The organism is Paenibacillus sp. FSL H7-0714, assembly GCF_038003765.1.
Taxonomy (GTDB): Bacteria; Bacillota; Bacilli; order Paenibacillales; family Paenibacillaceae; genus Paenibacillus_AQ.
Genome location: NZ_JBBOPT010000001.1, coordinates 6,507,042 through 6,521,353 on the forward strand (window position 1 = coordinate 6,507,042; position 14,312 = coordinate 6,521,353).

At 44.8% G+C, this 14,312-nt stretch carries 7 protein-coding genes; 1 reads left to right on the forward strand and 6 read right to left on the reverse strand.

The annotated features are described in order from the left end of the window. The first annotated feature begins 197 nt into the window (after positions 1 to 197). A complete protein-coding gene (locus tag NST34_RS29390; protein WP_341129261.1) occupies positions 198 to 2,951 on the forward strand; it encodes an O-antigen ligase family protein in 2,754 nt (917 codons plus the stop codon). A gap of 72 nt (positions 2,952 to 3,023) precedes the next feature. Here the strand turns inward: NST34_RS29390 and galU are convergent, their stop codons facing one another. The 6 genes from galU to uvrA all read right to left on the reverse strand — a co-directional run bounded on the left by galU (position 3,024) and on the right by uvrA (position 13,966). Next, positions 3,024 to 3,911: a UTP--glucose-1-phosphate uridylyltransferase GalU gene (gene galU, locus NST34_RS29395; RefSeq protein ID WP_341129262.1), complete on the reverse strand. Its 888-nt coding sequence runs from the start codon at positions 3,909 to 3,911 to the stop codon at positions 3,024 to 3,026. 313 nt (positions 3,912 to 4,224) lie between these two features. Continuing rightward, positions 4,225 to 6,747, reverse strand: a complete 2,523-nt coding sequence (locus tag NST34_RS29400; RefSeq protein ID WP_341129263.1) for a U32 family peptidase — start codon at positions 6,745 to 6,747, stop codon at positions 4,225 to 4,227. Positions 6,748 to 6,953: 206 nt separating this feature from the next. Beyond that, positions 6,954 to 8,867: a stalk domain-containing protein gene (locus tag NST34_RS29405; protein WP_341129264.1), complete on the reverse strand. Its 1,914-nt coding sequence runs from the start codon at positions 8,865 to 8,867 to the stop codon at positions 6,954 to 6,956. A 27-nt stretch (positions 8,868 to 8,894) separates the two neighbouring features. Next, positions 8,895 to 10,019, reverse strand: a complete 1,125-nt coding sequence (locus NST34_RS29410) for a S1C family serine protease (protein ID WP_341129265.1) — start codon at positions 10,017 to 10,019, stop codon at positions 8,895 to 8,897. Positions 10,020 to 10,172: 153 nt separating this feature from the next. Continuing rightward, complete coding sequence (locus tag NST34_RS29415; protein WP_042192275.1) at positions 10,173 to 10,382, reverse strand: hypothetical protein; 210 nt, start codon at positions 10,380 to 10,382, stop codon at positions 10,173 to 10,175. Between the two features lie 710 nt (positions 10,383 to 11,092). Next, positions 11,093 to 13,966, reverse strand: a complete 2,874-nt coding sequence (gene uvrA / locus NST34_RS29420; protein ID WP_340973119.1) for an excinuclease ABC subunit UvrA — start codon at positions 13,964 to 13,966, stop codon at positions 11,093 to 11,095. Positions 13,967 to 14,312: the final 346 nt, after the last annotated feature.

The following is a 14,312-nucleotide window of genomic DNA, read 5'->3' on the forward strand; positions in this document are numbered from 1 at the left end:
TTGATGTAATAATAACTACCTGTAAAGATTGCAATTGTACATATCAATAGAAATAAACGTTTAAAGGATTTCATCATTTTCCCCTTACTTTTATGTTGAAATTAAGCCTTGCTAGCTTGCCAGACGAATATAAAGTTTAATTCAAATCAGTCATATGCTAAAATATTGTCGTACCTACAGGAAAAGGAGATTATAACGTGTCGAAACCAGTATACGGTAAAAACGCCGCTCAGTCGAGAAATGTTGAAAAGATAGCAATTCCGATCTGGGCATTGGTTGTTGCTTTCATTTTATTTTTGTGTTGGGCCCCATTTCAAGTGGGATTATTTAACGGACAACAATTAGACTTCGAGAAGCCAATCTATGTATCAGCACTACTAAGCGGCCTTTTGCTGCTAGTCTGCCTTGGCTTATACTACAAAAAATTCAAACTAGATGAACAGAGGGACTTAGTAGCTTCAGCTTCTATCTTACTGCCTCTGACCTACGCTTTATCATTGTTTGTCGCAGTTTCGCATTATACGGCGATGAATATGCTGTTTATTCAGAGCATGTATGTTGCAGTCTTCATTATAGCCTTTTATCTCTTGAAGCAAAAGCAAGTAAATGTTGTCATTCAAAATGCCATTCTAGCAATTGCTTATTTCATAGTAGGGTTTGGACTACTAAATTGGTTGGGGAGTAACAAACTAGCGGGAGCTCTAGTGGGTTGGTTCTCAAACACCGTAAGAAATAATATCTACTTAGATGCAGTAATGACGGACTCTAACGGACTTCGTCTGACTTCGATCTTTCAATATGCGAATACATACGCTGCATTCTTAATGGCCTTTCTCTTTGTAGCAATATTCGTGCTTATTCGCTCTAAAAAATGGTATGGAACGTTGACTCATGGCTTTATGTTAGTGCCCATCATTGTGTCGATCTTGTTAACCTTATCTCGCGGTGGCTTGGTCCTGCTACCTGTAGTATTCATACTTCTACTTCTGTTCCTAAAACCTGCACAGCAAATCCTTTGGATTCTGCATCTAGGAGTTGCCGGTATTGTATCTTTGCTCATTACGACACCCGTAACTAATCTAGGAATAGAGTTAAACGCGAATTTCACTTCTACTTCCGCTTTAAAAGGTTGGGCATATCTATTAGGAGCTTCACTAGTTGTGGCTGGCCTATCTTGGGTCATTCAGCGTTTTGTCGCTCCATGGCTGCATAAGAAGCTGAGTAATTGGTCTTCACGTAAACGGACAAGCCTTTGGATTCCGCTCGGATCTGTCGCTCTAGTAGCAATTGTAGCTTTCTTACTTATCGGTACGAGTGCAAAAAGTATCTTGCCTGATAATATGGAGACTCGTCTTGAGAACATCAATTTCCAACAACATAGCGTACTTGAACGGATTACTTTTTATAAAGATGCCATGAAGGTAGTTAAGGATTATCCAATCCTTGGTGCTGGTGGCGGAGGCTGGTCCTCACTATATGAGCACTATCAGAATAACCCTTACACTAGCCGGCAAGTGCACAACTTCTTTTTACAATACTTGATTGAGGTTGGCATCCTTGGTTTCATCGTATTTATGGGATTCATTTTGTATATTTTCTATAAGTATATTCGTGGGTATGTGAAACGCGATAAAAATGATTTTGAGAATGGTTTCTTTTATCTAATCATTGCATTATCCATTCTTGTGCATAGTCTACTTGATTTCAATATGAGTTATGCCTTTATGGGAATACTCGTTTTCCTTGGACTGGCGGGCATGGCAGTTGTAATGGATAGCAAACAGCTACGTAAAAGTTGGAATACAACTGGTTTGCGGCTTGGATATTCCGCTGTTCTCACGGTAGGCACTATATTCTTACTATTCCTCTCGATTAGCTATATCGGTTCCAGTAATGCTGCTCTAAAGGGTAAGAATCTGATTAGAGTAAGTACTTCATACGAAGAAATTAAAGCACCACTGGTTGAGTCTTTAAAAACCCGTCCTAATCATCCTGAATCCGCCATCTCCTTATCTGCTTTGGATATGACGGTATTCAATCAAACGCAAGATGAGCAATTTCTTGAAGAGGCCCATAATGTATTAACTCGAGCACTAAAAGATGAGCCGTACAACAAATATCTTTTAGCTCAAATGGTGAGCTACTATGATTTAAAAGGTCAAAATGATCTTGCATACGGTGTTTACCGTGATAATGCTGATAAGTTCAACTGGGATATTAGTTGGTATGATACTCTCATCAGCCGTTCCTTTGCATTAGGTCAGCAAGCCCTTAACCAAAAGGATGAGACAAAAAAACAAGCGTATTTCAATGAAGCTCAAGAAGCATATAATCACATTCTTGCCGGTATAGAACATCTGAAGACTCTTCCACCAGAACAATTGCAAGGGCGTCCTTTCTCAGTAACGCCAACTATCGCTTTAAACGTCGGCAAAATGCAGCTCTTATCCGGACAAGAGGATGCAGCGAAGACAACTCTAAAGCTGAATTCAGATGCTAATTACACGGATATAATGAACAGCGAAACTCCTTGGGATATAAATTGGTACAGTTCACTCATCAGCCGCTCTTTTGATTTAGGACAGGCAGCTTATGCACAACAAGATGATGAAGATAGATTAGAAAATATGAAAGCTGGCTTTGCCGTTGGGCTTTTGGCCTACAATCATGTACTTGCGGATAATGAACTTTCCAAGACTCTTGCTCCAGATATAAAACTGAAGGTAGGGAAAATGCATTATATGTCTGGACAGCTACAAAATGCAGTCTCCATCTTGAAACCAGCCATAAGCCAAGATTTCGCAGATGCAACGAATCGTGAAATTGCCCGTTGGTATCTTGCTGCATTGACGAAAACTGGTGGCGAAGATCAGGCGATATACAATTCACTGATCGCAGCTGATCCTGCGGAAGCAGCACAGATCGAAGCCATCGCAAATTCACAATTCTAAAAAAGGAAGAAATCAAAAAAGCGCGCCACTGTAATTACAGCGGCGCGCTTTTTTCAATGATATGAGTTCTATTTAAAGCCCTGTCTTAGCGACTTCATTATCTACAAGCTCTTTCATATAACGAAGTAAGTCATCTTTAAGCTCTTCATGCTGAAGTGCATAATGAATAGTGGTCTGAATGAAGCCCATCTTCTCACCAACGTCATGACGTTTACCTTCAAAGTCATAAGCAATAATCCGCTCCACTTCACTTAATCGGGAGATGGCATCCGTAAGCTGAATCTCTCCACCTACACCTACCTGCTGTTCTCCAAGCATATCAAAAATACGTGGAGTTAAGATGTACCGTCCTAGGATTGCTAGATTAGAAGGAGCATCTTCTCTCTTAGGCTTCTCTACAAGGCGATTGGCCTTATAAACCCGCTCAGCCAAAGGCGAAGCGTCTACAACACCATAACGCGACACTTCTTCCCATGGAACGGGTTGAACGCCTACAATTGAAGATTTATATTCATCATAAACATCTATCATCTGTTTGAGGCACGGTTTATCCGCTTCAACGATATCATCACCTAGCAGAACAGCAAACGGCTCATTACCAATGAATTTACGTGCACACCAAATCGCATGTCCAAGACCTCTTGGTTCTTTTTGGCGAATGTAATGGATATCAGCCATTTCGGAGGATTTGCGAACGGATTCAAGAAGTTCCCACTTTTGCTTTTCTGCTAAGTTAAACTCTAGTTCAAAAGAGTTGTCGAAATGGTCTTCAATCGCACGTTTCCCTTTCCCCGTCACGATAATAATATCCTCGATTCCCGAAGCAACTGCTTCTTCGACAATATATTGGATCGTCGGTTTATCTACTATCGGTAGCATTTCTTTAGGCATTGCTTTAGTTGCAGGCAAAAAACGGGTACCAAGACCTGCAGCGGGGATAATGGCTTTACGGATCTTCATCACATTAACTCCTTCTGTCGGTTACTCTTCCATCTTAAATACTCTGTATAGTAAAATGGCATATTTCCTTTAATTATAACAGTTATAACAGATTAATGTCAGAGTGTTTGTTATATTTGTATATCTATTCCAATCAAATCGGAGAGGGAGGAATTATATAAGTCTTTTACAAGATCCCCCCTTTGCTAACTCTCACCTATATATTATCTAGTATATGCAAGTAACAAAGAGGACGAGATGACATCTATAAAAAAGGGCCAAGCAACCCCAGCTTTACTCTGGTAGTCACCTAGCCCTATTCCTTTAACCCTTATTATTTCGCGTTCACCAATTGCCCCCGCGTAACCCCCAGCTGGTTGGTAGCCTTCAAGCTCTTCCATACCTGCGTACCAGAGATCTCACCACGCAGTGCGCGGCTGTATAGGCTAATTACCTCAGCCACTTGCTCTGGTGTCTCTTCCAGGAACTCCACGCGGTACGAGGATACGCCTAGATCACGGAAATTATTCAAATACTCCGCACCGGACTGCTCAACTGCATTATAGACGGTATTACGGCAGCCTTCATCCACACGAACTGGATGTGACATTCCAATACGGTCTTGCAAAGAAGCGCGATGTTCTTCACATGGACGACCACAGTTCGTAAAGTCTGTGCCTTCACTCATGAAGGTACAGTATACACAGTGCTCTGTGTGGAACATCGGCAAATGCTGATGGATTACGATCTCCATACGAGAGGTATCACTATGTTCAAGCAGGTCGACCATCTGTTGAATGTTCAAGTCATAGGATGGTGTTACCATGTCACAGCCTGCCTCAAGGAACAGATCCACTGCCTTATGATTGGCAATATTCAATGAGAAATCGCCGATCAGGCGTGGATGCACGGCATCAGGCTGCTCTTGGCGGCGGCGCAGATAATAATACAGCGCGCCGGTATTGCGTACTAACACGGCATCAGGCTGCAAGCGCAGGATATTGGCGTGGTAGCCATTCTCGCCCGGCATATGAATGCGCGGTGTGGCCAGCGCGATGCTGGCCCCTGCAGCCCGTACCGCATCTACCGCTGCCGGGAACTGCTTGATAAACTCGAAGTCGGCGTAGATGTTTCTCACGCCGGCCTCGAGCGCAGCCTGCACCTGCGGCAGGCTGCGGCACAGCGCGGTGAGCTCCGCTTCACCGGCGCGCTGCGGAGCGACGTCCCTGCGGGTAGCGTCGCCGTAGACCTCGATCGCCCGTTTCACGTACACGGGCGGTTTCGGGCGCTCGCCCGCAAGCAGCTCCACCGCTTGGCGGCGGATGCTGTTCAGCTCGCGCATAGGGACGATGACGTCGCCTTGCAGATGCGACTCTAGCGCATCAAGCTGGAACACGGTTCCGCCCAGGCGGCCGAATTGTTCTTCCAGCAGCGCGGCATCCATCGGACGCTTTTGCGCTGTTTCCAGCGCGAGCTCCGAGTCCACACGGACGGTAACGTTCTTCTGAACGTCCGTCCACCAGGTGGTCAGCTTCTCGCCGACGCAGCCCTGCACTCGCACATGTACCGGGAATACCCGGTACGGCTTCTCTGTCTCATAAGTCTGGCGCAGCGCCTTGTCTAACGCAGGGTCATTTGTCTTCCAAATGCGGTCACCGACATTTAGACGACGCAGATCCACATCATTACGACCGGCTACGATGTCGATGATCCAGCCTTCTCCGGCTTCACCTTCGAGCTTCACACCTTTACGACGAAGGTCGTAAACGCGTCCGCCTTCTTCTTTTTTCGTCGGATCCCCTGCATCAAACACGATTCCGTCTCCCCGCTTAAGCGGTGCATGAATACGGCAGACAACTCCATCACGAAGAATTTGTTCAACCGTTCCGAGATATACACCACGACTTTTCGGGAAAGTGCCGTCTACGAGCTTTTTATTGTTCGTTCCATCTAGGAAACCATGCGTGAAACCGCGGGAGAAGCTTTGTTGCAGTTCACGAACTTCTTCCTTCGATGGTTTGGATAGATCGCCATCAAAATACCGATCAATTGCCTTACGGTACTTACTAACTACATTCGCAACGTATTCCGGGCTCTTGAGGCGTCCTTCGATTTTGAAAGAAGTTACACCCGCCTCGATCAGCTCAGGCATAAGATCAATAGCTGCCAAATCCTTAGGGGAGAGCAAATAAGTTACATCACCCATTGGTTTAACTTCTCCATCCACCATCAGATCATAAGGCAGACGGCAAGCTTGAGCACATTCTCCGCGGTTGGCGGAGCGTCCACCCCACATTTCCGAAGTTAGACATTGACCCGAATAAGAGACACATAAGGCTCCGTGAACGAATACTTCCATCGGCAGACGGGCTTGTTCCCCAATCGTCTTAATTTGCTTCAGATTGTTCTCACGACCGAGTACCACACGCTCCAAACTGAAAGGCTTAGTGAACTCAACCGCCTCCGGGGAAGTAATCGTCATCTGTGTCGATCCATGAATCGGGAAGTCTGGTGAGATTTCACGAATCATTTTGACCAAACCTAAATCCTGTACAATCACTGCGTCCACGCCAGCATCTACACAAGCATCAATCAGTTCTTTCGCATCAGACAATTCATTTTCAAAAACCAGTATATTAAAGGTCAGGAAACCCTTCACACCATAGCTATGCAAAAACGCCATAATTTCCGTCAGCTCGTCCATGCGAAAGTTATTCGCTCTCGCCCGTGCATTAAACTTCTCTACGCCAAAAAAGATAGCATCCGCTCCGTTCGCTACCGCCGCACGCATGCAGTCCCAGTCACCTGCAGGTGCCAATAGCTCCACGTCTTCTCTGCGTATTTGTTGCTCTTTCATTTATATCCTCCCAAACCGCCATGTGGCGGGTCATTTCTAGTTGATTAACTTGATAATTGTATCAAATATCACATCTCAGCGCCATGTGTTTACCAACATTTATATAAAGAAAAGAACGCCCCACGCCATTTTGGCTACAAAGACGTTCTCATCTAATTGAATTACACTCTACTATTAGTTAGTCATGAACTCCAATCACCTCTAAACTACTCATTCCCTGTAAACCGAAACGACTGCAGCGTTTTATCCAACAATGCTTGCTGTTCTGCAGTAGCATTGGCATCATTCAGCGTAACAGTAATCGTGTAGACCACCTCATTTTTACCAAAAACAACGTGCTTACTGCGGACAGGAACACCATTCTTGATTTGATGCACAGTAAGGATCGTAGCAGGAGCACCGGCAAAGGTAGACTCCACTATACTTTCAATGCGAGGACCTTTAGGATCATTATTTTTATTTTGATAAGAATCTTTGAGCATATTCACCGCATAATCGACTGAGCTTTCAGGTTTCGAGTTAATCTGGAAACGTCCTCCGATGAACCAATACTCTACCAACTGTGTCTCGAATACATCTTGATTGGGTGTCCATAAACGTGGAATGTCGATGGCATAGCCGTATCTTTTGGATACTTTGGTTATCGTTTTATTCTTGATTGTCTTATAGTCATCGCTAGCGAGTCGCCCGAAGTTCTCCTTCAACAGATCAAAATCAATATCAATGGAGGATATAATAGCATTGAATTTGGTCTTATCGTCTTCTTGTCCAGGAGGTGTCACATATTCAAAATAGTAACGGTACCCATTCTTGAGCACGATTGCCTGATATTCTGTCGCCCAACCGTTGCCGAAATTCAGCTGTGTCTCACTTATTTGCGCAGGTACGCCGGAGATTTCAGACTTCATGCTATCCTTAAAAACATAAGCGTCCGCTACAAAGTTCTCCTGCGTTTTTGTCTTCAACTCTTCAGCCCAGCTCTCTAGTGTAGAACCAGCAGGTGCCGATGTAATCGCCACACTCAAATGACTTCCATGTTTGCTTTCATAATAAAAATGCTGGTCATCCTTAGTCCAAGCGGCAGGAACCTGTAGTGAGATACCATAGTCCTCATTATAGGCTTCACTTAAGCCATTCTTTACGGTAGAGAGATCACGGATTTTGTTATCTTTAGTGTCAAAAGAGGGCCGAAAAGAGCTCAGTAACCCCGCATATTTGGCTAAATCCTTATAATTAGTGGCTTTCTCATCCGTCAAATAAATCTCGTAAAGTCTACCTTCAGCATAGATCAGCCTGTTTTCCCAAAGTGCTCCGCTAGAATCTTTACTGACCAATCGTGCATAGGGTACAGAGGCTTTCGGGAACGACTCCCGGTCTAATATCAGTTCACTGCCTAACTCGACTTCCCGGACTAGTTGTTCTAATAGCCCATCTGCATCAACAGCAACTGCCTGATCACTTGCATGAATCTCCAAATAATAAAGATTGTCCGCACTGGAGAAGGTAGCCACACTCTCATCACCACCGCTATTTCCAGCAATCAGTCCAGACGGATAATTTAGTGTCCATCGATAATAGCTGTTCCCAATTTGCGTCTTCCCCACATCGCTATCAATACCAGTATCCACTGGCACATTGCCTTCATTGTCAGCAGGAGCTAAGGTAATGATCAGCTCACCACCGTTACCCTGGGAGAGGGTTGCACCCAGTACACTCGCCACAAAACGCAGCGGCACCATCAACACACCTGAAACCATCCGAGGCGCGGAGGTGAGTTTAACTTTAGTCGCATCCTTCCAGGCACTAATACTACCAATCGTCATTAACCCTGTATGAGAGCCGTACGTTACTTTCACTACATCATTTCCTTCTAAGGAAACCGTGCTGCCAAATGTCTTTTTAAAAACCCCGAGCGGTACCATAACCGTTCCGTTCTCCATATAAGGCCGCTCGATAGTCACCTTCTTGCCATTCACCGTAGCAGAAGTACTGCCAACTTTAAGACTCAGCTGCAGCTTATCTGTTTCTGCTGCCCGTGCGGTTGGTATCGGTAATATAGAAAATAGCAATAATAAGGCCAGCATCGCACACAATCCTTGTTTTAAAACTTTAAAGCCCATTTTCCGTCCCCCTCTCGAGTTTTCTGATCACTCTTCCGTATGCTCGTCTCCATCTGCTCCTGCACCCTCTTCACTTAATAGGGGATCACCCTGAGTGAGCACCAGCTTACGGATGACGATATCCCCATCACTTTGCATAACCAGTCGTACCGTTGTACCTGGAGAATAGCTTTTAAACAATTCATTAATCTCAACTAGTGAGACCACACGGTGGCCGTCAATGCTGTACAAGACGTCGTCTTCGGCAACACCCGCCTTGCGTGCTTCAGCAGAAATCACTTTGGTTACAGTCAGGGGATCAAGCGTTGGCAAGCCCACAATCGAGGACCAACTCGGCTCTAACTCCAATCCAAGACTCGGGTGTTTTACTTCACCGTACTTAAAAAGCTGGTTCATAATATACTGCACGGTATCCGACGGTATTGAGAAGCCCATATTCTCCACGCCCACCGCTGAGTATTTCAGGCTGTTTATTCCCAGCACTTCGCCCTTCATATTCACTAGCGGCCCCCCGCTATTCCCGGGATTAATCGCTGTGTCACTTTGGATCAGACGATAAGCCGCAGCTACTTCACGGTTAAGGCCACTTATAACCCCTACGGTCGCTGAATTCCTTAGAGAAAAGCTAATCGGTGTTCCGACGGCCACTACCTTCTCACCAACAACGGTTTTGCCGGTCGATGGAATAAACTTTGCAGGTTTAAGGGAGGTTGCATTGATTTTGATCAGGGCCAGATCACTAACTTCATCTAGATATGTTTCTTTAATGCTGTAGGTTTTGGAGTCCGACGTCACTACCAAGGCATTCTGCAGATCTTTGATGACATGTGCATTGGTTACAATCCATCCATTCGATTTCACAATAATGCCAGAACCATGCGTCAGATTGTATCGATCATCCGGTCCGCTAGCCCCCCCACTATCGTCTTTGCCGATAATGCCCACTACGGAGGGGGTGATACTTTTAATAATCCCTGGTACGGGGTCTTCCGCTGCTGTTGAATTTTTGATTTTGTCTCTCTGGGTTGTGGTCGCCGCGCTAACCGTCTTAGTCGTATCACCCAACGCATAAACCGACTCACTCCATACTCCTGACAGCAACAAACCGCACAGCAGCAAACCGCACAGCAGCAAGCCCATTCCTTTCTTCACCAGCTTCTCCCCAATCCTCATCAACCTTCACCAGACCCTCTCTCTGCGAATGGATTAATTTTACATTATATAATTTGAAAAAAAGACACCTTCAATGCGCCCACGGCGTTAAAGGAGTCTTTTGGTGCAAAGCTGTTCAATTTAATTCTTCCGTTAACTTAACCAATGCATCACCATGGCATAGTCAGAGATTATAAAAACCAACAAACTAACCGCTCCGAAAGCAATGGCGAACTTGTTCTTTTGGGGAGCTCTCAGTAACCGAACGACTCCAACCAAAATTAGGATAGTGAATAAAATCATAAAAACATCAAAGGTATGAAATTTAGACGGTCCTTGCGCGGCAACTTCTGCAAGTAGCATTACCTTACCTCCTCAAAAATGTTGTCAAGCAAGATCCAGTATTCCCCATATCCTCTTCTATGTTATCGCTACCATTTGGGCGATGCAATAGGTTTTGTAGAAAAATTATGTATTTGCCGCAAAAAAAATATTTTATCGCTGCAAAATCGGATATATTAATGATTTTGTTCATTGACGTTTGGTGTTTTCTGGAGAAAGCGATACAAACCTAACGAGTAATGCTCTATTTTTTGAAGGTGATGAAATGAAGTATCAGTTATGGATTAACCCCCCTCAAATTAGCCGATTATCGGTTTGATTTTAGTTCTAAGGCTGCTTCCCCAATCTAGTAGCTGAAGCTTTTAATAGATCAAAATGTATATTACAATTAGTTATTTATTTTTCAAGGAACCATCGAGCCTACAGTTATTCTATTACCCATTAAGTATACTTACAGCAACAGCATGTTCCTCATTAAATCTTACGACGGACATGCCCTACATATGCCTATCCCGTCTATTATTTAGTATTCTTTTTATAGGAGTCATATAACGTTTACTAGAAAACTCACATCAGAACGGATAAAGGCTCTAATTTACTGCTGACTACCAGCAATTGTACCGATCAATTGTTTTCCCAAAATAATAATTTTGGACAACAAACAATAAAGGCCACGGCAAATTGCCGCGACCTTTATTATTTAGTAGTTATACTATCCAGCTATTTATAGCTTAGGTAGTTTCCGCCGTCTCAAGCATAAGCGCTTCAGTACGCTCCGTATCACGAATCAGAACCGGCTTCAGATACTTACCTGTGTATGACTCCGTAACGGTGATGAGCTTCTCTGGTGTTCCTGTTGCCAGTACAGTTCCGCCGCCACTGCCGCCTTCTGGTCCCATATCGATGATATAATCAGCAGTCTTAATAACGTCCAGATTATGCTCAATGACAAGAACCGATTCTCCGGAATCCACCAAGCGGTGCAATACTTCAAGTAAACGACCAATGTCGTCCACATGCAGACCTGTTGTAGGCTCATCCAAAATATAGAGTGTCTTGCCTGTACTACGGCGATATAGCTCAGAAGCCAACTTCACACGCTGCGCTTCACCACCGGATAATGTTGTACCTGGCTGACCAATCTTAATGTAGCCAAGACCCACATCCATCAGCGTTTGCATTTTACGGTGAATACGAGGGATATTCACGAAGAACTCTGTAGCATCCTCTACAGTCATCTCCAACACGTCGGAAATGTTTTTCCCTTTATATTTCACTTCTAGTGTTTCCCGGTTATAACGTTTACCTTTACATACCTCGCAAGGAACGTATACGTCAGGCAAGAAGTGCATCTCAATCTTGATAATTCCGTCCCCACGGCAAGCTTCACAGCGTCCGCCTTTTACGTTAAAGCTAAAGCGTCCCTTTTGGAACCCCCGTACCTTTGCCTCATTCGTCTTCGAGAACAGATCACGAATGTCGTCAAATACGCCAGTATAGGTTGCTGGGTTAGAGCGTGGTGTACGCCCAATTGGCGATTGGTCGATTTCAATAACCTTATCGAGATTTTCCAAGCCACGAATTTCTTTGTGCTGACCCGGACGCACCTTCACAGCCTTATTCAGCTGTCGTGCCAAGCTCTTGTACAGAATTTCGTTAATAAGTGAAGATTTACCGGAGCCCGACACACCAGTCACCGCCGTAAATACACCCAATGGAATCTTCACATTCACATTTTTCAGGTTATTCTCTTTAGCGCCACGAATTTCTATCCAACGATCATCGGTAGCACGACGCTTAGCGGTAACTGGAATAAACTTACGACCGCTTAAATATTCACCGGTTAAGGAATTCGGATCTTTCATAATCTCTTCCGGTGTTCCTTGCGCCATAACTTGTCCACCATGAATACCCGCACCCGGTCCGATATCAATAATATAGTCCGCTGCCATCATCGTATCTTCGTCATGCTCTACAACAATCAACGTATTGCCTAGGTCACGCATATGAGCAAGCGTAGAGATCAGGCGATCATTATCCCGTTGATGCAGACCAATACTTGGCTCATCCAGAATGTACAGTACACCCATCAAACTGGAACCGATCTGAGTGGCCAACCGGATACGCTGTGCTTCACCACCAGATAGCGAGCCTGCTGCGCGGCTAAGTGTCAAATAGTCCAGTCCGACATTCACTAGGAATCCCAGACGATTGCAGATTTCCTTAAGAATGAGATTGGCGATAGCTGTCTCTTTCTCACTTAACTTTATTTCTTCAAACCAATGCTGACAGTCACCAATCGAGAGATCGGTAATATCCGAAATATTTTGCTCGTTGATCGTCACCGCCAAAATTTCTTTCTTCAGACGTTTGCCCTTACAGACATGACAAGGCTTAGCACTCATAAATCCTTCGATAAATTCACGAATACCGTCAGATGCGGTCTCCCGGTAACGACGCTCCAGATTCGGAATAATCCCTTCAAAAGCAACCATCGCATCTTTCTTTTGTCCAAAATCATTCTCATATTTGAAGCGAACCTTCTCACTACCTGTACCATGCAGTAATTTATTCATATGATCAGGTGTTAAACTGCTCACTGGAACGTTCTGTGGAATATTAAAATGCTCACACACGGACTTCAGAAATTGCGGATAGTAATTAGAAGTACTTCCGGTCCAAGCTAAAAAAGCACCTTCTTCAATGGATTTCTCAGCATCAGGAATAAGCAGATCTGGATCGACCACCATCTTCATTCCAAGTCCATCGCACTCTGTGCAGGCTCCAAACGGACTGTTGAAGGAGAACATACGTGGTGCCAGTTCTTCAATACTGAAACCACAAATCGGACAAGCAAAATTAGAACTGAACAGCAGCTCTTCCTGACCGATGATATCCACAAGGATTTTACCGCCCGAAAGTTTAAGTGCTGTCTCCAGTGAATCCGTCAGCCGGGTCTCCACATCGTCTTTAACGACGATCCGGTCTACAACAACTTCTATGGTGTGTTTTTTATTCTTCTCAAGTTCAATATCCTCAGACAGATCTCTTAGCTCACCGTCCACACGCACACGTACGAACCCTTGCTTAGAAATATCTGTGAAGAGTCCTTTGTGTTCACCTTTACGTCCTGAAATAATAGGCGCTAGGATTTGCAAACGAGTCTTCTCAGGATACTGCATAATCCGGTCTACCATTTGTTCAACGGTCTGGGAAGTAATCTCAATTCCATGCTCTGGACAATGAGGGTGACCGATCCGAGCAAAAAGCAACCGGAGATAGTCATAGATCTCAGTAACCGTACCAACTGTGGAGCGCGGGTTGCGACTTGTTGTCTTCTGATCAATAGAGATTGCCGGGGATAATCCGTCTATCGAATCCACATCCGGCTTCTCCATTTGCCCCAAGAACTGACGAGCATAAGCTGACAAAGATTCAACATAACGCCGCTGTCCTTCAGCATAAATCGTATCAAATGCAAGCGAAGACTTACCCGAGCCGCTCAGCCCCGTCAGCACGACGAAACGGTCACGTGGAATCGTCACATCGATGTTTTTGAGATTGTGCGCCCTCGCGCCTTTAATTACAATATTATCGTTCGCCAACGGAACCTCTCCTTAATGAATCAAATATCAAAACTTTAACGATTTCAGAGCTTTATTAAAAGCGTTTTCGATCCCTCCCAAACCCTCCCTTCCAAGGGAGGGCCCCAAGGGTTGCACCCTCTGGACACCCGCATTTTTTGGCGAAGGAGGTTGGGGGGACGGAACTTAGTGACTACGGCGTTCGGAGCGCTTATCCCTACGGGGCCGCTTGGACGTTAGGCGCACACTAGCTAAGAGCGGAAAGTGCGAGATTACCGCAACTGCTATAGCGTTGCGGAACGCTGTCCCTATGGGATACGCGTAAGTGCCAAAATCATTGCATAGCACTGTCCCTGCGGGATGCGCG